The organism is Candidatus Amoebophilus asiaticus 5a2 (assembly GCF_000020565.1).
Classification (GTDB): domain Bacteria; phylum Bacteroidota; class Bacteroidia; order Cytophagales; family Amoebophilaceae; genus Amoebophilus; species Amoebophilus asiaticus.
Window position 1 is genome coordinate 1,563,763 of sequence record NC_010830.1, and the last position, 23,143, is coordinate 1,586,905.

The 23,143-nt window shown below is 35.1% G+C and carries 13 protein-coding genes, 2 tRNA genes and 3 pseudogenes; 6 read left to right on the forward strand and 12 right to left on the reverse strand.

Translation table 11 applies throughout. From position 1 onward, the window contains the following. Window positions 1-344: 344 nt before the first annotated feature. Window positions 345-1,169: an IS982-like element ISCaa5 family transposase gene (locus AASI_RS06265; RefSeq protein WP_012473305.1), complete on the forward strand. Its 825-nt coding sequence runs from the start codon at window positions 345-347 to the stop codon at window positions 1,167-1,169. Window positions 1,170-1,334: 165 nt separating this feature from the next. Here the strand turns inward: AASI_RS06265 and AASI_RS06270 are convergent, their stop codons facing one another. Both AASI_RS06270 and AASI_RS06275 read right to left on the reverse strand, forming a co-directional pair. After that, window positions 1,335-2,225: an F-box-like domain-containing protein gene (locus AASI_RS06270; RefSeq protein WP_148204978.1), complete on the reverse strand. Its 891-nt coding sequence runs from the start codon at window positions 2,223-2,225 to the stop codon at window positions 1,335-1,337. A 187-nt stretch (window positions 2,226-2,412) separates the two neighbouring features. Beyond that, complete coding sequence (locus tag AASI_RS06275; protein WP_012473307.1) at window positions 2,413-3,705, reverse strand: F-box-like domain-containing protein; 1,293 nt, start codon at window positions 3,703-3,705, stop codon at window positions 2,413-2,415. A gap of 604 nt (window positions 3,706-4,309) precedes the next feature. On the opposite strand from AASI_RS06275, the gene AASI_RS06280 reads away from it, so the two are divergent. Then, the gene (locus tag AASI_RS06280; protein WP_012473308.1) at window positions 4,310-4,639 is read left to right on the forward strand and encodes an ankyrin repeat domain-containing protein; all 330 of its coding nucleotides are present in this window, start codon (window positions 4,310-4,312) and stop codon (window positions 4,637-4,639) included. On the opposite strand, the pseudogene AASI_RS08700 reads toward AASI_RS06280, so the two are convergent. The 4 genes and pseudogenes from AASI_RS08700 to AASI_RS06295 all read right to left on the reverse strand — a co-directional run. After that, a pseudogene (locus AASI_RS08700) lies at window positions 4,627-4,825 on the reverse strand (transposase); the annotation flags it as partial. The gene AASI_RS06280 and the pseudogene AASI_RS08700 overlap by 13 nt on opposite strands. A 109-nt stretch (window positions 4,826-4,934) precedes the next feature. Further along, entirely contained in the window at window positions 4,935-8,684 is a 3,750-nt protein-coding gene (locus AASI_RS06285; RefSeq protein ID WP_012473309.1) for an ankyrin repeat domain-containing protein, read from the reverse strand. Window positions 8,685-9,996: 1,312 nt separating this feature from the next. Next, window positions 9,997-11,121, reverse strand: a complete 1,125-nt coding sequence (dprA, locus tag AASI_RS06290; protein ID WP_012473310.1) for a DNA-processing protein DprA — start codon at window positions 11,119-11,121, stop codon at window positions 9,997-9,999. A 79-nt stretch (window positions 11,122-11,200) separates the two neighbouring features. Beyond that, window positions 11,201-12,502: a UDP-N-acetylmuramoyl-tripeptide--D-alanyl-D-alanine ligase gene (locus AASI_RS06295; protein ID WP_012473311.1), complete on the reverse strand. Its 1,302-nt coding sequence runs from the start codon at window positions 12,500-12,502 to the stop codon at window positions 11,201-11,203. 65 nt (window positions 12,503-12,567) lie between these two features. On the opposite strand from AASI_RS06295, the gene hflX reads away from it, so the two are divergent. Further along, window positions 12,568-13,755 (forward strand): GTPase HflX, encoded by a 1,188-nt coding sequence (gene hflX, locus AASI_RS06300; RefSeq protein ID WP_012473312.1) that lies wholly within the window; start codon window positions 12,568-12,570, stop codon window positions 13,753-13,755. Window positions 13,756-13,777: 22 nt separating this feature from the next. Continuing rightward, window positions 13,778-13,849, forward strand: a tRNA-Arg gene (locus AASI_RS06305). Window positions 13,850-14,391: 542 nt separating this feature from the next. Here the strand turns inward: AASI_RS06305 and AASI_RS06310 are convergent. From AASI_RS06310 to AASI_RS07740, 4 genes and pseudogenes are all read right to left on the reverse strand, one after another. After that, window positions 14,392-15,220, reverse strand: a pseudogene (locus AASI_RS06310) (transposase family protein). Window positions 15,221-15,341: 121 nt separating this feature from the next. After that, on the reverse strand, window positions 15,342-16,916 hold the full coding sequence (locus tag AASI_RS06320; protein WP_012473313.1) for an iron-containing redox enzyme family protein: 1,575 nt from the start codon (window positions 16,914-16,916) through the stop codon (window positions 15,342-15,344). A gap of 97 nt (window positions 16,917-17,013) precedes the next feature. Beyond that, a complete protein-coding gene (locus tag AASI_RS06325; RefSeq protein ID WP_012473314.1) occupies window positions 17,014-17,865 on the reverse strand; it encodes a hypothetical protein in 852 nt (283 codons plus the stop codon). Window positions 17,866-18,109: 244 nt separating this feature from the next. Then, window positions 18,110-18,769, reverse strand: coding sequence for a CDP-alcohol phosphatidyltransferase family protein (locus AASI_RS07740; protein ID WP_012473315.1), 660 nt, complete (start codon window positions 18,767-18,769; stop codon window positions 18,110-18,112). 101 nt (window positions 18,770-18,870) lie between these two features. On the opposite strand from AASI_RS07740, the gene AASI_RS06335 reads away from it, so the two are divergent. Further along, a tRNA-Lys gene (locus AASI_RS06335) sits at window positions 18,871-18,943 on the forward strand. A 595-nt stretch (window positions 18,944-19,538) separates the two neighbouring features. Then, window positions 19,539-20,414, forward strand: coding sequence for an SPL family radical SAM protein (locus AASI_RS06340; protein WP_012473316.1), 876 nt, complete (start codon window positions 19,539-19,541; stop codon window positions 20,412-20,414). Window positions 20,415-21,356: 942 nt separating this feature from the next. Here AASI_RS06340 and AASI_RS08370 read toward each other — a convergent pair. Continuing rightward, window positions 21,357-22,117: pseudogene (locus tag AASI_RS08370) on the reverse strand (IS5-like element ISCaa9 family transposase). A 93-nt stretch (window positions 22,118-22,210) separates the two neighbouring features. Beyond that, window positions 22,211-23,110, reverse strand: a complete 900-nt coding sequence (gene xerD, locus AASI_RS06355; RefSeq protein WP_012473317.1) for a site-specific tyrosine recombinase XerD — start codon at window positions 23,108-23,110, stop codon at window positions 22,211-22,213. Between the last annotated feature and the right edge of the window lie 33 nt (window positions 23,111-23,143).

Genomic DNA, 23,143 nt, shown 5'->3' on the forward strand with positions numbered 1-23,143 from the left:
GGCTGTTGAATCAGGCCACAGGAATATATCCAACCTACTCATTAAAAACTCTTGAATAGCCTCATACTAGTATAACTAGGGCTTGATATATGCAGTCTATAAAAATGAAAGTGAATGCTAAGGATTTGAGAGGATAGGTATAGCTATCCATACTGACATACAAAAAAGCATTACTAATTTCTTTAACCTATGCTATATTCCTAATTCTGATTTAACACTTACATACAGATACAGTAGTTACTCGATAAAGTATTACTTAACCTAAGTTGCTAGTAATAGATAAGGCAAAGAGTAAAAAACCTCCGATCTTGTTTTTGTCTTAAACCAATAAATCGGAGGTCATTATGATTGAAAAATCAATAGCAATATACTCATTTATTGATACTTTACTCAAGTATTTACATCATCAAGAAGATAAAAAAAGGAAGTTGTCGGATGCAGAAGTACTCACAACAGCTATCATCTCAGCCTTATACTTTGGCGGACATCTTGACAAAGCTCGATCGTTTATGCATTCCACTAAGCTTATCCCTAACATGCTCGATAAAAGTAGGTACAATCGCCGCTTGCATGCTATAGGAGAAGAGATAACTTCACTCTTTTTAGGAATAGGCACTTTAATCAAGCAAGTAGCCACTTGTAAGGACTTTGTATTAGATTCATTTCCTGTGCCTGTGTGCGATAACATACGTATTAGCAGATGTAAACTATTACAAAGTGAAGCTTACAGAGGCTACAAAGCCTCTATGCGCCGTTACTTTTATGGCATTAAAGTGCAGCTTATTACTACTGATTGTGGTATTCCGGTCGAATTCTCAATAGTAGCTGGCAGCCAAGCGGATGTAAAAGGATTGCACCAACTGCCCTTTTCTATGCCTGCTGGTAGTGCACTTTATGCTGACTCGGCTTATACTAACTACCATCTAGAAGATATGTTGGCTGATGATAGGATTAAGCTTTATTCTCAGCGTAAATCTAATGCTCATCGAAAGGATACACCTTCTCTGGCTTATCTCAAAGAGCGCATGCGAAAAGTGATAGAGACCAGCATTAGTGGCATTAAAGGCCTTTTCTTAAGGAAGATTCATGCTGTTACCTTCCAAGGCTTTCTGATCAAAATACTCTTGTTCTTGCTAGCTTTTCAAATCAACAAAGCTTTTCTTATCTAGCAACTTAGGTTATTTAAGTAAAATATCCATGCGGATATTGCTCCTTTAATAATTGCTGCGTAGCATCGACTATTTGGTTATAGCTTAAATTAATCGTATGTACCTTGGATTTGTAACTGTGACAAAGACTTAGCTAGTTTTATCGATCCTACATTTCCTATACTATTACCACTTAATATGAGGATATTGTTCTTTCAATAACTTTGTTGTCCTACTTGTTATTTTATTCCCTCTTAAATAAACCGTATGTACATTTGTGCTTTGTAAGTTACGGGCAAACTCCATCACTCCTGCATCTTCTATTTGGTTGCCTTTTAAATAAACAATTTCCACGTTTGTACCTTGTAAGTTTTTAGCGAGCTCTATAGCGCCTTTAGTTCCTATACGATTATTGTTTAAATCAATTGTATGTATACTCGTTCTTTGTAAATGTTTAATAAATTTCACTGTATCTATAGGCCCAAGTTGATTTTGATTTAAAAGGATTGTATGCACATTGGTACCTTGTAAATGAGGCCAAAAGGTTTGTGGCAAATTCCTAACGCTTCCCATTAAGCAATAAAAAGCGAAACTAGGAATCGTCTCGGGTTTTATTACCCTTAACTTATCACAATGAAAGTTTATTTCCTTTTTTTTGTTCCAACCGCGTGTATCAATAATATGAGAAGGCTTATTCTCAACACCTACTATACCTGCTTGCCTAAAGCCTGTAATGAGTTCACTCCAATCACTATTAACTGCTCTTGCTGGTAGTATATCTTCGAACTTTAAATAAGAAAAAATGTATTGACATATTTCTGAGGGGAATATATCAAAAGAACTTGTTTCTTGCACTTGCTCAATCAACCTTTGTTCCTGTTCCTCTCCTATTTCAATTTTTGCACTTTTCCTTCTCCCTTGCTCTTGTCCTTCTTCTTTTTCTATTGTTGTACTTGTTGAGGGTTCCTCTTCTCCTTGGATAGGTAAATTGTGAGAACCTCCACAATTTTGTAAGAGTAGACTAATGAGCACAAAGCATGCCACCTGTAGCAAAGGCAAAGAACAATGTTTTTTCATATTTTTATTTAATAAGGAAGCATAATAATTTTTATTCAACAAATGCTAAGGATTTGAGATGATAGGTATAGATATCCTTATTTACATGCAAAAAAGCATTACCAATTTATTTAACCTGCGCTCTATTCCTAATTCTGACTTAAACTTTCAATACAGTAGTTACTTGATAAATTAATCCCTTACATCACTAAAACACCCACTTAATATGCGGATATTGTTCCACGAGTAGCCTTTGTACATCAGGCCCTATATTATTCGACCTTAAATTAACCGTATGCACGCGAGTTCCTTGTAAATGCTTAGCCAATGCTTCTGCGCCTTGATCGCCTATTTCATTATAGCTTAAATCAACCGTATGCACGCGAGTTCCTTGTAAATGCTTGGAAAATCCTTCTGCGCCTTGGTCGCCTATTTCATTGTTGCTTAAATCAACCGTATGAACGTTTGTGCCTTGTAAATACTTAGCCAATCCTACGGCTCCTTGAGCCCCTATTTCATTCCTGCTTAAATCAACCGTATGCACCCTTGTTCCCTGTAAGAGCCTTGCGAATGATTCTGCTCCTTGAGCGCCTATTTGATTCGCACTTAAATCAACCGTATGAACGTTTGTGCCTTGTAAATACTTAGCCAATCCTACGGCTCCTTGAGCCCCTATTTCATTCTCGCTTAAATCAACCGTATGCACCCTTGTTCCCTGTAAATGCTTAGCAAATCCTTCTGCCCCTTGATCGCCTATGTAATTCCCGCTTAAATTAACCGTATGGACCCTTGTTCCCTGTAAATGCTTAGCCAATCCTTCTACTCCTTGATCGCCTATTTCATTCACGCTTAAATCAACCGTATGCACTTGTGTTCCTTGTAAATTCTTAACAAATCCTTCTACTCCTTGATCGCCTATTTTATTTCCACTTAAATAAACCGTATGAACCCTGGCCTCTTGCAAATAAGGCCAAAAGGTCCTAGGTAAATTTACGACTTTTCCCATTAAGTGATAAAAAGCAAAACAAGGAATTGTTTTGGGAGTTAATATCCTTAATTTACTATTTCTAAAATTTATCTCCTTTTTTATTACCCAACCGCGTGTATCGTTAATATGAGAAGGCTTATTCTCCACCCCCACTATACCTGCTTGCCTATAGCCTGTGATCAGCTCATTCCAATCTTTATTAACTGCTCTTGCTGGTAAAATATCTTCCAACTTTAAATAAGAAAAAATCTCTTGCCGTATTTCTGAGGAAAATATATCAAAGTAACTTATCTCTTGCCCTTGCTCAATCAACCTTTGTTCCTGTTCTGGCCCTTCAATCCTTGCCCTTTTTCTTTTCCCTTGTCCTTCTTCTTGTTCTATTGTTGTAGTTGCTGATGGATCCTCTTCTCCTTGAAGGGGCAAATTAGATGACCCGCCACAGCTTTGTAAGAATAAGCTTACAATTAAAATAGAGGCTATAAATGTGTGGCTGATTTTATAATTTCTTTGCATATTGTTAAATATTAGAAAGGAAGCATAATAATAGATAGGAAGCTCATTTACAAGGACAGGTTACTTTATATCAGGTAGGAGATTCAATGGGGGGCGAATAGCAGTAAAAAAGGTTGGGACGAATTTGACCAGCAGGGCATTTGAAGATGCTACTAAAAAATTGGTTTCTCGTATGTATAGTATAGAAGAAGAATCAGGCAATTTTCTTTAATTAGCCTTAGTAGCTTCTGCATTGCATATAAGGCATAGTGATAGCCATGACACAGTAGAGTTGGAGATTTCTAAAAGTGCAAATCCCTATCTATTCCAATTAAAAAAAACACTCTTGCATCTCCTCATCTCTATATTTATTTATAATCCTAAAGTGATTTCAAAGGAACTCTAAACAGTATTTCTAAACAAACCGGCCTCAAGTACCCAAGTAAATATATTGATATTTGCATATTGCTAATTCATCCAATATCTTATTGCTTCAACTTAAAGCATATCTCATGCAAGACGATAACATACTAGAAGAAGACTTTGGAATGAAGAGGGGTATCTAGCTTTAGAAGAAGGTTGGAGCACACCTTTGCATTGAGTGTGTCGCACAGCAGACATGACTATGGTCGAATTCCTACTAGCGCATGGAGCGAGTGTCAATGCTCACGATGAAGGGCATATCACTCCTTTGCAGGAAGCGGTTATGGAAGGGCATACGGAAATAGCTAAAATACTTTTAAAGTACGAAGCTGATATGAATGAGCAAGAGCGGCATGGATATTCTTCTCTGCAACTAGCTGCTTGGTATAACAAAGTAGAAGTTTTAAATCTGCTTACAGAAAAAGGTACTGATTTAAGTGCAAGGACCGCAGATGGTAACACTCCACTACATATCGCTGCTATAGAGGGGCATACAGAGATTATAAAAATCCTTTTTAGACGCCAGCGATAATATAAATCATATACGCTCTTCCAGAGTGGAAAATGGGCCATACGCCATTGGCAACCTGCTCTTTCCAGTTAGAAAATGGCATCCAAAATAGTTCTAATGCTATATTTACGAGGTTTACAGGGCCCTGGGTAGGTGACAAGTGACTCTATTACTGACCTTATCGGTTAAATCACTAGGATAGTTCATAGGTCTTTCTTTTTAGGGCGTTAGATAATATTACAAAAACTTAATTGCCCTTATATATATCCTTTTTAGACAAGCTCTTAGACTATCTTTTTATATGGTTTTATAAGTTTTACTTTTTGGTTAATAATTCAACTAATGCGGTATGGTTTTTTTGGGTAACTACCTGCAGAGGTGTTAAGCCCTGGTTATTTGTAGCCAGCAGGTCAGCTCCTTTGTCTATTAATAGTCTGGCTAATTCTAAGTAGCCTTGCTCTACAGCTTTATATAAAGGAGTATTACCCAATCCATCCTTAGCATTTACATCAGCTCCTTTCTCTATTAAAAATTTAGCTGTATCTATATGGGGTTTTTGGGAAGCACACAAACTCGTTAAGAGAGAATTACCACGTTCATCCTTAACATTTACATCTGCTCCGTGTTCTAGTAACAGCTTGGCTATTTCTAAATAACCGCATCTAGCAACCCAAAACAGCATGTTAACACCATTGAAAATACGATTTTTACCCTTAATATCGAAATATGCGCCGTGTTCTATTAATAGCTTGGCTACTTCTGGGTGATTATAATGAACAGCATAACCCAAGGGCGATATATCATATTCACCCTTAGCCTCTATATCTGCTCCGGATTCTAGTAACAGCTTGGCTATTTCTAGTTGACCATTCTTAGTAGCAGAGTGCAAGGGCGAATTACCATAGCTATTTCTAGCCTCTGTATCAGCTCCTTTTTCTAGTAACAGCTTGGCTATTTCTAGGTGGCCTGCACGAGCAGCTAAATGCAAAGGTGATTTACCCTCTACATCCTTAGCCTGTATATTAGCTCCTTTTTTTAGGAACATCTTGACTACTGCTAGTTGACCATTTTCAACAGCCGCATGAAGTAGATATTTCTCTTTATTGATTAATAACTGGGCTAATTCTTTATTAGTTTTTTGTTGGAGATATTTCTCCTGCATTAGCTTCTTGTACGCTTCTTCTTTTTCTGCTAGTTGTCTTCTTAAATTTACTTCTTGTTTGTTAAGAGCTTGGTAGGCTTGCTCTTTATCGGTTAGTTGATGGTGCAAAAGAGCAGCATTTTTTTTAGCTAAGCTATTCTCTTGTTCATACAAACAAAGTTTTTCTGTTAATTTCTTAACTTGTTCCTCATTCTCTTGTAATTGCTGGTATAACTTTCCTTTTTCTGCTTCGTTATGACCTTTGAGTTGTTCGAGTGCTCTACTCTTTTCTACTAGATCAAGTTTATATTTTCGATTCCGGTCCCTTAAAAATTGTAGCATTTCCTCTCCAGCAACTTTAGCTTTCTGAGCTTCCTGATATGCTTCTTCAAGTCGCATATACTTATTTTTTTCTACTAATGAAGCTTGGTCTAGCAACGATAATTTTTTTTCTTCTTCGATTCCAATATCATTATCTAGCTTATGTAGCAATGCTAATTGAGCTAAGTCGCTCATACGTTTAGCCTTGGATGAATTTATTGCGGCCTGGCTATACCAATGTAAGGCTGCTGTTGGATCTGGTAGCCTGCCCCAACCATGTTCATACAGCTTACCTAAAAGCAAGCATGCTTGGTATATCCCTGCTTTACCTGCTTTTTCTAAAAGCGCATACCCGGCTTGAATATTGCATCCTTCTACTTGCCCACTTAAATGCAACTTGCCTGCATGATAGGAGGCCTTTGCATGGCCTAGTTCACTAGCCTGGGTATAGAGACTTAATGCAGTACCTAGGTCTGCCTTTACGCCTTCTCCTTTTTCATAAAGTCTAGCCCTTCCATACCGGGCAATGGCATTATCTTCTCCTGCTTTCTCAGACCGAAGATAATAACCCAAAGCCGCTTGGATATCTTTAGGACAACCTAACCCTTTACGGGCCGCAATTCCTAAATAGGCATAGGAAGCTTGCACACCTTGGTAGGCTGCTTTATTGTACCATTCAATAGCCGTAGCATAATCCCCTTGACCCCAGTAATAGTTACCTAATGCATATTGGGCCTGGCTATCTCCTGAAAAACCTGCTTGTTCTAAGTAGTTTAAACGAGCTTCTTGCTCAGAGGCTCGAGATAACTTGTAAAGTGCCTGGGGATGTCCTTTCTTGGCTGCTTGCTCTTGCCAATACAGGGCTAATTCTGTGTCCCCTTCTTTTTCATAATGCTCGCTTAAGGCATAGAAAGCCAGTACATACCCGAGTCGGGCTGATTCCTCTAAGGCTTCTTTGGCTTCATGCATATCATAATATGTACTATTACTATCTCCGTATAGCAACCCTAGCTGATAATAGGCAACCGCATCTTTTAGCTTGGTCGCTTTTAGATAATAACTACGCTGCCATTCTATACTCTTTACTGCTTCATGGGAGTTCTGGCTTAGCTTTTTAGAGAGGCCCCCTAACTGGCGGTATAGCTTGCCCGAGAAAGCATTTAAAGCTTCTCGCTCTGTCTGACTATGCTTAGCCTTACTCTTTCCTTTTTGTGCTAACTCTCCTACCTTTTCTATAAACTTTTTAACATGGGCCGTATTGGTTGCTAAATCCATTGTTAAGGCTTCTCGCACTAAGTAACTGAGGTAGGATTTTCGTAAGGATATTAGCTCACTCATAGGGAGTATGCCTAATCTATCAATCCCTTTTTGTATATCTTTAACAAGCCCTTCTTTTTCTAGGCTAGTAGGTTCTAAAAGTTTTTGAAAGTGATACTTAAGCTCCAAAATAGCTAGCTGCTCAGCTGCCTGCTCAGCTTTGGCAAGGGTGGATAAATGCCTTTCTTTCCCTTCTAATGCTTGTAGGTACAAGGTGTGTAAGACCGCTTGTAATTCATCCGGTGTTTTACCTTGCCATGCTGCTGGTAAGGCTGATTGGTTACCTACTATAATAGGGATTGTACCTAGTTGATTCAATTTCTTTAAATAACGCGTTGTATATACGCCTCCTTTGTTGAGCGCTTCCAAGGCTAAAAGCCCTAAGGCTCTATCACGATATTTTTCTTCTCCTACCTCTTGCCCAATCTGCCATAAGCTCTTGATGGCTTCTTTAGATAGGTTTATTTCTGTTCCAAGCGGCTCTTTCTCATTGGCTTCCTCTTGTTCTTCTTCGGATACTAGACCCTTATCTTTTCCTCCTCCTAGTAAACCGTTCTGGCCTACATACACATATTGATCGCTAACATGGATGAACTGCTTCTGCCAAGCTATATTGCCAACGGCTGCCTCAGTGCAACTTAATCCTCCATCTATTACAACAGGTAAGCGTTGCTTAGTAAAGCCAGTAGGAAATCTATTTTCTACGATAGCCTCTAATGTACCTGCCCCTTTTTGTTCAAATTTTAATTGGTAGCCTTCTTTTGTGATACACACCTGGTTGGTTAGTAATGCTTTCATGCTATTATTAACGACGAGCTGCTGCTGGCCTGCAATACTTTGGGTAGTTTTGTTTGCTGGGCTAGTGTACGGTTGCTTTGTTGCTGGCCGACTATCTCTTATCGTTAGCTTGTTATTACTATAGTGTACTACACCTACCTTTTCATTACGCTTAATTGGTTTATCTTTTCTGTCTTGCTCCTGTATGACAACTATATTATTTCCTTGTCCTCCTACCTTTTGATATTTATTAAGTAAACTAGAGTCTCCTTGGCTAGCAGCAGGTTGTAGCTCGTTTGCTTCCTGATCTAAATCAATTTGATGATCTTCCTTTGGAATAAAGGTTGTATCTGCTAACTGCTTAGCAGTAACCTGTACCTGGTCTATTTGCTCTTCTTGTGTAGAAATAAGTGGATGGTTGTCGAATCCTTCACCACAGCTTTGTAAGCATAATCCTATAAGTAGAAGACGAGCTATCAGTTGCTGTGTGAGGGTATAATTGTTTTTCATATTTTAAAGATTAAGGAGGAACCTATATTAAGGTGCAGTTAGTGTATTTGCAAATATAAATACCATCAGAAAGGCAAATTCTACATTTTAAATAGTCAAAGTATAGCTCATATCATAATGGAAGTTGGAAATATGCCTTTTAAATAAGAATTTATATAGAAAAGGCACTAATTAACGATTACAATTTTTAGCGTATGTTTTCGTTCCCCTAGACTTCATATCCCAGCTTTCCTTACTCTAAACTTCTAAATTTTCTTTGATAATATATGTTTAAGTATTAGCAATTATGTATCTTGCATGAGGTAGATATTAAGGCCGTCTGTTAAAAGGAGAAGCGTTATACTTTTCTATTTAAATTAGTTCATTTTTTCAAATTTAATGTTTATTTTATAGATGCAGCGTACCATCAAAAACTATCTCTATGACTCAATTAAAAGGGTAAAATCTTGCCTTAAAAAAGTAAAGTAAGCAAACACAGAACACCATCACAACCACCTCCACGTACACAGAAACATTACAAAAGATTAAACTAATAGTCTGTTTAGAAGGAAGGCTGGTTAAAGAGCTGATGAATGATGCACTTAAAGAGTATATCAGCGCATACGAAGCCACACATGGGTTTATTAAGCTGGGTTTTCAGCAAGTAAATTAGGTAAATGCTTCAAAGTTAAATCTATGGAATAATTCTTAAATAATACGCTGGTAGTTACTAGGATACTCAAACCCTTCATACTTGTAACGGTTATTATCCAAATCCTAATTCGAATATACTACCCTGATATAATGATAAGTGAAATCTTAACAAAGGTTGTAAAACAAAAAAGGATGAGCCAGATAGTTAAATCTGCTATTAACCAAATCTATGAAATAATTTTTAAATGATATTCTAATAGCTGCGAGGATAGTCAAGCGCTGCCTTATTATGCTGTTTATGGGGTTTGAAGTCTAAAATTGACTTAAAAAAAGTTGCCTTAACAAAAATTATAACCGCTTCAAGTCGAAAATACACAGATATAGCCTTTGATATAAAGAAGAGGCCTGTATTATGAATATAAGGAATTTAATGTGTATACACATTAAAAAAATCAGCTACTCAACCCTAACTTTTCTTAAGCAAAACTAACCCTTGTAAACCCTTTTATAACCAAATTAAGAAAAGTATGATCAAGAATTAATAAGCTTTTATTAATATGCGAAAGGATTATTTAATACCAAAGCACTTGATACTGTTATAAGGCATAAAGTATAAATCAAAAGCATGCATAAACTTGTAAGCTAAAATTATTATACCAACAAATACAAGAGAGTCCTGTTAAAATTTCACTAGCTTAAACTTATTACCTGGCAGACATTCGACAATATTTTTTAATTCTAGTTGCAAAAGCATAGATGAAACCTGGCTAGGAGATAATTGAATTTGTTGACTTATCTCATCAATATAAGCTTCTTTTTGTAACAATTTTAATACTTGTACTATCTCTTGCTCTACTTGACTAAGGCCTACCAATTTTTCTTTATGTGAATTTATAAGATTATTTGGTTGAGAGCACTTTTGCCAATTCATTATATAAGCTAGATCATCAGTACTTGTTAATAGATGCGCTTGTTGAGTTTTAATTAAATGGTTACAGCCAGCTGAATAAGTAGCATCAATATTACCTGGCACAGCAAATACCTCTCTGTTATAAGCATTAGCAAAATTAGCTGTAATAATAGCACCACTTTTATAGTCTGCCTCTACCACAACAGTAGCATCTGCCAATCCTGCAATAATTCTGTTTCTTTGGGGAAATTGGAAAGTTTCTAATGTGCTACCAATAGGAATTTCACTTACCAAGCCACCATCGGCTAACATATCTAGAGCTACCTTTTTATGGGCTGTCGGATAAATCTTGTCTAACCCACCTGCCAATACACCTACTGTAGATAATCCATAACGTAAACACATTTTATGTGCTTGAAGATCAATACCATATGCCAATCCACTAACAACTAGAATCTCTTCATATTCCCTTAAACCTGCTATAAACTTTTCCACAAAGCTTTTCCCATAAGGGGTAGCCTTTCTAGTGCCTACAATACTTATAACCTTAGACATACTAAAATTCATATTACCCTGGCAAAATAAAAAACTGGAAGGAGTAGCAATATGTTTAAGGCGCAAGGGGTAAGATTCATCAAAAAAGGAGAGAACCTGTATACCATTCTTTTGATGTGCACCCACTAATTTCTCTGCTATCGATAGCGTATCCTTAGCTAAAATAGCTTGTATAATAGATAAGGGAATACCTGGCAGATTACCTGTGAGGGATGTCTTTGATGCCTGGAAAATTGCCTGAGCTGTTTTGAATTTTTCAATTATCCTCTTCCATGTATTAAATCCTATACCTTTAATAAGGCTCAAAGCTAATTGATAAATTTTTTCTTGTTCATGCATTTAACGCTAGTCTTATTTATTACACAACACAAGTTTAGCAAATTTGCTTAAATTTAACATCCTTATAACATCTATTATCTTAAATAAAATTCAATAGGCTTTCAAGATGATAGCTACGAGAGCCCTTCAGCAAGAAAGCTGTATTGGAAAACTTATGGTTGCTAAGATATTCTTGGAGATTAGATATTTGTTTAAAATAAATTGCTTTAGGGTTATACAAGCAAGCTTTTTCCATAACAGGCCCGTGTAAAAGAATTGCATCATAATCCTGCTGAGCAGTTTTTTCTATGATTGCTTGATGAAAAGCTAAACTTTCTTCGCCTAATTCATTCATATCTGCTAAAATAAGTACTTTATACATAGACTTCAGGAAAGAAAAACTTTCAAGTGCAGCTTGTACAGAAGCAGGATTTGCATTATAGGCATCTAGTAGAATTGAATTAGTCCCTTTTTTAATAAGCTGTGTACGGTTATTAGAAGGATTATAAGCTTGAATAGCTGTATTAACCATGTTTGGTTCTATGCCAAAATACTTCCCTATGCACAATGCAGCAGCCACATTATGGAAATGATGCTTGCCTATTAGTTGAGTAGTCACTGTTGTACTCTGTTCGCTTGTATAGACCAGATAAGGATTAGCTTCTTTTAATTCACAATAATAATAGTCCCCTTTTTGTGGATAGTAAATAGGGTTTACAAATCCGTTAGCCACATTTAAAAGTACGGAATCTGCAGAATTAATAAAAGGAACACCACCATGCTGCTTTAAATAAGTATATAACTCACTTTTACCTTTAATAACACCATTAATACCACCAAACCCTTCCAAATGTGCATGGCTGATATTGGTGATTAGCCCATGGGTAGGTTGAACAATCTCACAAAGCTGAGCTATTTCTCCTATATGATTGGCACCCATTTCTATAACAGCCATTTCTGTTGACTTCTTTATTGATAATAAGCTAATAGGTACGCCTATATGATTATTGAAATTACCAGAAGTAGCATAACAGTTATACCGCTGGCTTAGTACAGCATATATCAATTCTTTAGTGGTTGTTTTTCCATTAGAACCTGTAATAGCTATAATAGGGATATTAAGTTGGCTCCTATGAAGTTTTGCAAGCTGCTGTAATGTCTCAAGCGTATCATTAACTAAAAGATAACGTTCATCTTCTTGATAATAACGTGGGTTATCAATTACTGCATAAGCTGCACCCTTAGCTAAAGCTTGGCTAGCAAAAATATTACCATCACAACATGCCCCTTTTAAAGCAAAGAAAATTGTATTCGCTACATCTTTCCTAGAATCAAAAGAAACTTGCGGATGTTTTAAATAATAGGTATAGATAGTTTGAAGTGATTTAAAGTTATTTTCCACAATTGATTAGTATTATCTTTTTTAAACTAGTAGTTTAGTTATTAAATCTAAATATTATATAGTATATGACAGCCTATATAGAAACAGCCACAAAACAAGAAACTGCCGTATTAGTGTCGCTCGCTACTCCTAAACAGCCGCTACAAAAAGCAAAAGAGTATTTAGCTGAGTTAAGTTTACTATGTTATACACTCAATATCAAACCGGTGTCGACTTTTATACAAAACCTTGACAGACCCCAAACAGGAACCTTAATAGGCAAAGGTAAACTAGAAGAAATAAAAACATTTATACAAACTGAAGAAGTAGATAAAGTAATCTTCGATGAAGAATTAACACCTTCTCAAACACGTAACTTAGAAAGAATATTAGAGCGGCCCATACTAGATAGAAATTCTATTATACTAGCTATTTTTGCCATGCGTGCAAAAACTAGACAAGCTAAAATTCAAGTAGAGCTTGCTCAGTACCAATATTTGCTACCTCGCCTGACTAAAATGTGGAGTCACTTATCTAGACAAAAAGGTGGTTTTTCTGGTATGCGAGGGCCTGGTGAAAAAGAGCTAGAAACAGACCGCAGGATTGTTCAAGATAAGATTAGCCTATTACGTAAAAAGCTTGAAAGCATTAATAAGCAAAGTATTACCCAGCGAAAGACAAGGCAAGACTTAGTCCGCGTAGCACTAGTAGGATATACTAACGTTGGTAAATCTACACTCATGCATCTTCTGTCTAAATCAGATGCTTATGTAGAAGATAAGCTTTTTGCTACCATAACATCTACTGTTCGGAGAGTTGTTATTAATCATATACCCTTTTTATTAACTGATACAGTAGGATTTATCCGTAAGCTACCCCATACTTTAATTGAGTCCTTTAAATCTACTTTGGATGAAATACGAGAGGCTGATATATTACTCCATGTGGTTGATGCATCTCACCCTGCTTGTGAGGAACATATACAGGTCGTACAACAAACTTTACATGAAATTGGAGCAGAACACATCCCCGCTATCCTTGTATTTAATAAAATGGACCAGTTAGAAGAAGAAAATAGCGCCAATGGACAGCAACACACCATAACCATGGAAGCTATCAGCAATAAATATGCAGAGCAATATGGCCACCAAGCGATATTCATTTCTGCAAAACAGCAGAAAAATATAGATATACTTAAAGACATGTTATACCAACAGGTATTAAATAAACACTTACTTATATATCCCAATTATTTGAAAAGTGACCATCAATAGATTAAATTCGCAATCACCATTTGGCCTCGTAGTTCAATGGATAGAATAGAAGTTTCCTAAACTTTTGATACAGGTTCGATTCCTGTCGAGGCTACATTATAATATTTACTTACCACTACTTGTTGTATTCAAATATACTATACACATAAACTTATACAAGTACACATACAGCATTCCTCATTCTAAGTATTATTTTAGCTTTTAGGTCAGGAAAAGTATCTCTTATATAATATTGTATTTGAACTGTTGATAGCTCCACAATTAAATAACTCAATCAACCACACTTTTACCAAGTGCAATACTTCTTTAATAATTGTTAAACAGACAACACCTATTAAAAAGTGCAAGCAAAGTGCAGTATTTCTTTTTAATAGAGCTGCTGCGAAAGAGATAAAATAAAGTAGGAATTTGAATAGACCTGCTGCGAAACAACTGTTATAAAAAAACAGAGGAGTATTTTTCACAATTTAGAGAACACAAAAAATAAAAATAGGCATTTAAAGTATAAAAAAGGCAGGTTGATTTTTTGTAGATAGTAAATTTATCTCTCAAAAATCCAATAGTTTTATTAATTTTCTGTTTCGCAGCGGCTCTAATAAAACAGAGAGAGAATCTTGCCAGTAGCGATGCTATTTGTTAAAAAGCATGCTTGAAGTTTATCATACCCGCTATAATATTAAAGCGCAGGTTATATTTCTTCTGAAAGTTACGGTAAACTTCTGACATAATCTTAAATACCTTGATCTCTCTTATCTTATGCTCTACCTTCATGCGTATGGAGGATAGCTTTCTGTTATGTTCTTTCTGCTCCTTGGTTAATGGCCGCTTACGGCTCTTTTTATAGGGTATCATGACATTGCTCTGTAGCTTTTGCCAGCCTTGATAACCACTATCTGCTAGCTTTAAGCTTTCCTTAGGTAAGAGTTTTTCTCCTTTACGGATTTTAAAGTCATGCACTTTTCCTTTATGAGATTTGGATACAGAGAGTATTTTTCCATCTTCTCCCATCACTATCTCTGTTTTTATAGTATGTCTCTTTTTCTTGCCTGAATATGATTTCTTTTGCTTTTTACTAGGTCTTTGCGTAGGCTGTTCACTCACATCTGCTAATATGCGCAATACCTTTTCTGAGGTTAAGCTGCGATCTTTTTTAATGCTAATCTTCTTAGCTAGTAATGGCTCCATTTTTCGCGAGCAAGCGGCATATGTTAGCGTTGTGTAAGTTAAACAAATAGCCTAAAAACACATGGCTAATATAAGTGCGATAATACATGAGTACACAGAGCAATTTATCTTCCATGGTAGGTAAATGACTCATCCTACCATGGCGCAGCTTACTCGATTCTAGCTCTTCAAAGAGAGGCCTTACTTTTAAAACTAATTTATCAAATGTTTCTATACTTAAGCCAGTTATTCTTCTAAAGTTATAGGGATGTTTGCTTATCCTGGTGTAGGTTAAATGCATACTTATTCCTTTTATATAATAAGAATTACATCTTAACCCTTTTTATCTTCTTTGTCAACCTTTTTCGCAGCAGTTCTAATGAATACATCACCAGCTTGCTGTTTACATTAGATTAGATTACTTACTTACGTGCTATCAGCTGGAAGTTTTTTACAAAATCAACAGGGTACTTACTTTTACAAATTGTTTTTAGCTCCGCTATAAAGGTATCAACATGTTGCTCTCTTATCCCTGCTTTTATGATACTTGGCTTACTTTCCTCAATACCTAAGTAAAAGACAGCCTTTTCTTCTTCAGTAACTAGTGAAGATTGATTGATATCTTTTGTTATATCCTGCATACACAGCTCCTGATAAGTATCAATAATTGTTTTTTCAATATTAATAACTTGTCCTGTTTTAACTAATGCAAACTTGAAGAATTGGTTCCAATGATCAATAATATCTTTTTGCTCATATGAATAACAACCAGACTCCATAGGATTGTTATCTTCTATAATTAAATATCCTCCTGGCTTCAGTATGCGATATAATTGATGGATAATTTCTGATATATTCTTTTGGTAAATTATAACCCAACGCATGTAAATTATATCAAACTTTTCTTGAAGCTGCCCTACTTGGTTACAATCACATACGATAAAGCTGAGATTTCTATTTTTTGTATGGGCATTACGAGCAACTTCAATCTGTGCCTCGCTAACATCTGTTGCTAATACCTGAATAGAATCATCGACGACACTTGCTAGCTGCGCTGCTAATACACCTGTGCCACAACCTATTTCCAGAATATTTTTGGTAGTCTTATCAATATATTGTTGTATAGTGGCTATACTTTTATTGTTATATAATTTATTAAGTAATGCTAAGCGATTAACAGCAGCTTTACCTTGTGCTAGAGGATAAACATACTGCTTCTCAGAAACTTTTTCTTCCTTTATTTCCCCTATAAACTCATTTATAAACTGATCGGCATCTACTGTACTTAACGTTTTTGGGCCTGTTTCATACAACAATGCATCAACAATATCTGTATATAATTTACTATGATAATAGGCTCCTAAAGTTAAACCACGTGCTATCAGCTGCTTTTCTTGCTCATTGTTATACTTAAGCAGTTCATATATTTCTTTAGAATGCTGTTCATCAAGCACCTCATGCTCACTAAAATGTGACACACGATTTATGTTAGAAATATGTTTTTTAGTAGTTTGGCCAATAATGGGTGAAACTTGATGTACAATATCTTCTATAACTCCTAAGGCAGCAAGGCCTTCTAAATAGTTATAATGTAAACATAAATCGAGTACACTTCGTACATAAGCAATTACACCAGCACAAGGTTCAAAGGAATCTAAATCATGGGTAGGTATACCAATTTGATTAAGAAAATTGATATAGCTACGTAAATGAACATGGTCAAGATTCATCCTACCATGCTCTTCAAATAAGTTCTCTACCAAAGGCATCCTGGCTAGATAGTTATCCATGTTTGCTGTAATAGCAGATAAAAAACGAGGAAAGTTTTTTACAACATAATATATATTTTTAGCAATGTAATGGACCTCTTCAAGATTATAAGATAATGTTGAAATATTGACAATAAGTTTATGATTGACTGTTGGGTATATCTGATACAGTTTATCCACTAATTCTATTACAAAAGGGTCAATATGTGAAGTATTTTTATCAGTCATTTTTCAATTGGTTTTTAATAAAATTATAATTTCTCAAGTAATTTTAATCTAGCTTACTATAACCCGTAGTTTTTTAAATCAACGTTTTGTTGACTAATCAACTATGCGCACTCCCATTTCCCTTGCTATGTATTATTTTATGCGACTCAAGAAACTTTTTTATATGCTGTATATAATAAATTCTATGAGCAGGATAAGTAAACAGACAATACCATACTCTCTTTCTTATACTAGGTATAGCTTGTTGGTCAACAATTAATAACATTACTAGGCTATCTCCTTGCATCAAATCAATCCCATGATTTTTCAGCCAAGTTAACAAGGGCTTTTGGTCTTCTCGTTCCCTAAAAAGGCTGTATACAGATTTACTTTTAAAATGTATTTTATCTATTTCATCAATCTGCTTAACATTATCAATAAAACAGTCTAATTTTTCTCGTGCCTTATCAGACACATAAAATGTACCTATTTGTGGGAAAGTACTAGATTTAGGCATCACCGTATGTAAATGGATAATCATTTCTGGATTTTGAATTTCACCAAGGAAATTGAGCTGTCTCACTTTGTCAGAAAAAACTTCTACTAAATACATCCCTGACAAACACAAAGCTAGCTTAGACAGGAAAAATATAGGACCCACATACACATAATTTTCCTGATTATACTCAAAATAATTAATAAACATAAGTCCAAGCAACTTACCTCGCTTGGTTATAACCATCACATAAGGATAACTTTCAAATTTCTTGATGATATATCCTTCGATCACATGCTTATGCCTTCTTCTAATAATGCATTCAAAATCATTTTGTTCTTCTAAAGAATAGTCTTTACAAGGTTTTATACTGACATGGAAATCCAGAAGCTTACTAAGCCACCTAAAATGAATCCACTTTAAGCCATTGCTTAACACAATAGCTAGAAAAGGCTTAATGAAAATAGCCCACATAAGAGTTAAGGATAGTTAAGGCGACACATAAAAATAAATAAGTATATTATATAGCTACCTATTGCACAGGATATTTATATTCTAAAAGACTAATAGAATTACTTTTTGTTGTTGATGTTAATATATAGATTATAAAACCAAAACACATTCCTTCTTATCTATGGTAAAATCATTTATTAATTTACCAAATAATATTAACATAAACAGTGAATCAGTAAGCATAGCAGCGAGAATTGGTTATATCTTATTTGTTTACATCTAACCTAACCATATCTTTAACAGCTTGTAGGAATTGTACAATATTGATTATTTGCTTCACTACAAATAAGCTTCCAAATAAATAAGTAAATATAGGATATGCACAACTTTCAAGATAAGGATCAAGTGCTAACTGTATTTTAAAACGACGCATATATAACCATAGCAGATATATCTCGCTACCTAAACATAATAAAAATAACATAGGCTTGTAACCATAATATATTCTTAAAATCGAGAACTGATTTTTAGCAATAGACTTATGTGACTTTTTACCATAAGAAAGTGAACTATAGATATACGTAAAATGAGATATAACATCTAAGAGTATTATAACAATGAAGTATTGTATGTAAGCAGGATAAAAATTAGATAAAATAATTAATAACGCTGTCGTAGAAGATCTGTCAATCATCATATCAAGCATAGCCCCATAAGCACTTGCTTGGTTTAGGCGACGGGCAATATATCCGTCTAAGCTATCTAATAATTGACTAATACCATATAAGGTTATAAACCAATATGGCTTACTGAAACACACATAAAAGGCTAAAACGGATAATAATGTTCTAATATAGCCAACTATATTGGGGATAAGTAAATACACACTGTATGAATTCCACTTTTTTACATTTATGTGCTCCATTTTTAAAATATATGGTTAAAAAGTTTAAATAAATTTACACTATTTCTTTTGATTTTAACTATTCCATACTACTTTTGCATAGTGAGTTGGACAGAGGCTAAGATTCCGTAGCTCAGCTGGTAGAGCATCTCCCTTTTAAGGAGAGGGTCCTGGGTTCGAATCCCAGCGGGATCACTTAATTGCCTTTAACGTCACAAAATCTTATCATTTTCTACGAAGCTCAGATACCTGAACTTAATTCTATAACTTAAGCCAAGTTAACTTTTTATTCCCTAACAAGCAGCACATACGAGCTTTTTGTATACACGCGCAAATATAGTTTTAATTTTGATTGGTAAAAGGCATCTACACTCCTAAGTTGAATTATTGTCCCTTTATATAGAGTCAGCCCTAATCGTATAATAAGCAATATATATATATATTTACCTTTAGAAGTTATATGCAAGAATTACCTACTTAAGAAGCATATCACAAATAGAGTATGCACCGTTTGACCCTTGCTGGAATTATATTATATATAATATCGTCCTACATTCTCCCTTTTCATTTCCTAAAGTTCAATCGATAACAGATTTATAAAGCAAGAATTTTAACTTGCTAGAAAAATATATTAAGCTCTTGTAAAAGTAGTCCAATGAGGCACAATATCATTCCTTAAAAAGCTTGATTTAGAAAGTTATTGGATATTAATTTAGGTAAAGTAAAGAATTGGTAGCTTTTTAAATAAATAGGCAACAGGTGTATAAAGCTTATGCCACTGACATAATATATGGTTCAAATTTTAAAGCGAAATACAAAAACTTTACACATAAGGCCTAATGGTAGATCTGCCGATTTTATCACGCCTAATTTTATTTATGGTTGTGCTAGTGGATGTCGCAACAGCTATTGCTATGTTATGCGTCATAACTATAAATACATATATGTAAATGAAAATATAGATCAGATACTCACTCTTATAAATAATCATATTGAAACATTACCCACAAAAATTACCAATCAAACAGATGATAAATACTGGACCTATGATATAGGATGTTCAACAGACGTGTGTTTGCATTGGAAACACACAGATTGGTTAAAAGTGTTTAATTTTTTCAAAGGAAATCCTTATGCCAAAGCCACTTTTGCAACTAAATATGTAAATCATAAACTTTTAGATTTTAATCCTAAGAGTAAAGTAAGAATTAGATTTAGCTTAATACCACAAAATATAAGTTCTATATTAGAGCCAAGGACTAGCTCTATTATAGACAGAATCAGAGCTATCAACACTTTTATAGAAGCTGGATATGAAGTTCACTTAAACTTTTCACCTATTGTTGCTTATGAGAGATGGCTTGAAGAATATGAAGCTTTATTTCAATCTTTAAATACCCATATCAAGGAATCTTATAAACCTCTGATTAAAGCAGAATGTATATTTCTAACTCATAATTCCCATCAACACGAAAGAAATATTTTATCAAATAGACATGAAAGTGAATCGCTGATTTGGAAGCCAGACCTACAAGAAGATAAGGTCAGTGAGTATGGAGGTAGTGCTGTGCGTTATAGAAGTGGTGTAAAAAAAAACTTCATTCAACGCTGGGTTGCATTACACGATAAGATAATTACTTGGAATACAATACGGTATATATTCTAAACTAAAACGGTATAAATACAGTATGAACTATACATATTGAAGGCATGTTAGAAGCTAGCTTAGATTATATTTACAAGTAGATAGAGGAAAAGCAGAAGACATCATAGCAGCATTTATAAGTCTTGTTCCACACTTTAAAAAACCATTATGACAGCAGCTTATCAATTTTTTCATAGCCAAGGTCACGTTTAGTAAGTCCCCATATTTTCCTTTAAATAGCTGTCTCCTTGCCTTGTTTCACTAAAGGATCACTTAAAATAATAGCAGCTTGGGGTTATGCTCATAAACATGTATATGTATCTATTTTACCTTGCCACAAACAAGAACCATCCCCTAACTTCCATAAAAATTCCTATAAGTTTATAATGATAACATTCTCCAGTTTACTTTCGTAGTATGAAGCTTACCCACCAAAGCTTATGTTAATCTTTCCAGCGTACATACTTACTACTTCTGTACTAACAGGTTAAATTTAGAGCAGCAACATCAAACATCGTATGTGATTAGAATAATAGGTGGTTTACTAATGGCTGGCTATATGGCTATATATATTGTAAGAATGAATAAAGGTAATTCCGGTCAATAATAGCATAATTTAGATTAATTCTAGTGGAATTAGTATCAATTTTATAGGTTTATTCGGCAAATAAACTGAACATATCCATTTAAGATACCTAGTCCCTTTTAAATAAATCCTAACAGAAGTACTATTTCAATCAAATAAAGTAAGGCTATAATTGGTATATATACGATTGTAGAGGCCCGTTTGCCATTTTCTGCCTAAAATATGCTTCCACTTTCAGATAATCTACATATTCTTGTAATCTATCTACTTTAACAAACTACATTTTACATCCTGTAAAGTATACTTTAGTTTAAATTCTTTGCAAAATTAAATGAACGCTGGCACTCTTAGAGGCTGTCTAAAAAGCCAAAATGGAGTCATAAAAGCCGCTTAAGCATGATTCTAATCATAACAATTTTAATATGTGTTTCAGAAGACTTGGGATTATGCTCGTAATCTTTAGAGAGCCTCCTAGAAAAACTCAGCCAAGCAAATGTACGCTCGACTATCCATCGCTTTTTTAGAATATGAAACCCATTTGAGAGCCGTTGTACAACTTCTAAAGTATAACCTAGCACCCCATAAGCCCACATTATACATCCTTTCTGGTATCCTCCATCTACCCATATGTGTTTAATAGAAGGGAATGTATTAAAAAGGCGAATAAGCAAAAGATGACATCCTCTTGAGTCTGATAAGTGAGCTGAATGTACTACCACACAAAGTATAAGCCCCAGCGTATCAACAATAATATGCTGCTTACGGCCTTTTACTTTTTTTGCTGCATCATAGCCTCTCGACCCCCTTTTTGTGCTGTTTTAACCGAGCGGCTATCCATAATGGCAGCGCTAGGTATGGCTTGTTTGCCCAACTTTTCTCGTACTTGATCTCGAAGTGTATCATGGACTAAGTCCCATTTACCATTTCTTCGCCAGCGATAATACAAGTCATAAACACTTTTTCAGGGTGGAAAATGGGCAGGTAGCATGCGCCATTGACAGCCTGTTTTTTCTAAATAGAAAATAGCATCTAATACTTCTCTTATAGTGTATTTACGGGGTCGGCAAGGACCTATGTAAGTAACTAATGGTTCTAACACTTCCCATTCCTTATCTGTTAAATCGCTAGTGTATGGCATAGCTGTTAGTTTAAAGTTCACTAACTAATTTTATAAAGTTTTGTCTGCTTTTCCTATCTAAATTACCCTTTTTAGACAGCCTCTTAGAGCCATTCAACTACGTGGATGAAATTCATGAATAGTTTGCTGTAAATAACTTCGATCTAAGTGAGTATATATTTCCGTAGTAGTAATAGACTCATGGCCTAGCATAGCCTGTACAGCCCTTAAATCCGCACCTCCCTCTACTAGATGGGTTGCAAAAGAATGCCTAAACGTATGTGGACTAATTTCCTGTTGTAAGCCAGCTTTACTGGCCAATTCCTTAATAATTAAAAATACCATTACCCTACTCATTTTACTTCCCCGCTTATTTAAGAACACACAATTAGCGGCCTCTTTTTTAATTGGAAAATGAATACGTACTTCTTCTATATATATACGTAAATACTTCAATGCTATTTTACCTATTGGAACTAATCGTTGCTTATTGCCTTTCCCTAGTACTTGTAAAAACATTTCTTCAAAATAGATATCACTCATCCGTAAAGAAATCAGCTCAGATACACGAAGCCCAGAACTATACAATGTTTCTAGCATAGCCCTATTGCGCATACCCATAGCAGTGCTATGGTCAATGGTACCAAATAATATTTCTATTTCATGTACAGACAACGTATGGGGAAGTTTGCGCCCTAGTACAGGACGTTCCACAAGCTTAGTAGGATCTGTCTCTAAATACCCTTCTAACAGTAGAAATTGATAAAAACCCCGAATAGCAGACAAAATACGCGCTTGACTAGTGGCCCCTATGCCTAATTCATAGAGATACATTAAGAAATCACGTAAGTGTGTAGTCTGCAATGTCAAAGGAGATAGGCCAAGTTGCCTTAATTCTATAAATTGGCATAGCTTACGTAGATCACTACCATAAGCCAAAATAGAATTTTCAGCAAGAGACCGCTCAAGCTGTAAGTGTATCTCAAATTGCTGGATGGCTAGCTCCCATGTCATATTGAATTAAAGTAATGTAGCAATTGCATCTCA

Excerpts from the sequence above, each read along its gene's own strand:
- AASI_RS06265 (WP_012473305.1), top strand. The coding sequence starts at position 345 with ATGATTGAAAAATCAATAGCAATATACTCATTTATTGATACTTTACTC.
- AASI_RS06270 (WP_148204978.1), bottom strand. The coding sequence starts at position 2,225 with ATGAAAAAACATTGTTCTTTGCCTTTGCTACAGGTGGCATGCTTTGTG.
- AASI_RS06275 (WP_012473307.1), bottom strand. The coding sequence starts at position 3,705 with ATGCAAAGAAATTATAAAATCAGCCACACATTTATAGCCTCTATTTTA.
- AASI_RS06280 (WP_012473308.1), top strand. The coding sequence starts at position 4,310 with ATGGTCGAATTCCTACTAGCGCATGGAGCGAGTGTCAATGCTCACGAT.
- AASI_RS06285 (WP_012473309.1), bottom strand. The coding sequence starts at position 8,684 with ATGAAAAACAATTATACCCTCACACAGCAACTGATAGCTCGTCTTCTA.
- dprA (WP_012473310.1), bottom strand. The coding sequence starts at position 11,121 with ATGCATGAACAAGAAAAAATTTATCAATTAGCTTTGAGCCTTATTAAA.
- hflX (WP_012473312.1), top strand. The coding sequence starts at position 12,568 with ATGACAGCCTATATAGAAACAGCCACAAAACAAGAAACTGCCGTATTA.
- AASI_RS06320 (WP_012473313.1), bottom strand. The coding sequence starts at position 16,916 with ATGACTGATAAAAATACTTCACATATTGACCCTTTTGTAATAGAATTA.
- AASI_RS06325 (WP_012473314.1), bottom strand. The coding sequence starts at position 17,865 with ATGTGGGCTATTTTCATTAAGCCTTTTCTAGCTATTGTGTTAAGCAAT.
- AASI_RS07740 (WP_012473315.1), bottom strand. The coding sequence starts at position 18,769 with ATGGAGCACATAAATGTAAAAAAGTGGAATTCATACAGTGTGTATTTA.
- AASI_RS06340 (WP_012473316.1), top strand. The coding sequence starts at position 19,539 with ATGGTTCAAATTTTAAAGCGAAATACAAAAACTTTACACATAAGGCCT.
- xerD (WP_012473317.1), bottom strand. The coding sequence starts at position 23,110 with ATGACATGGGAGCTAGCCATCCAGCAATTTGAGATACACTTACAGCTT.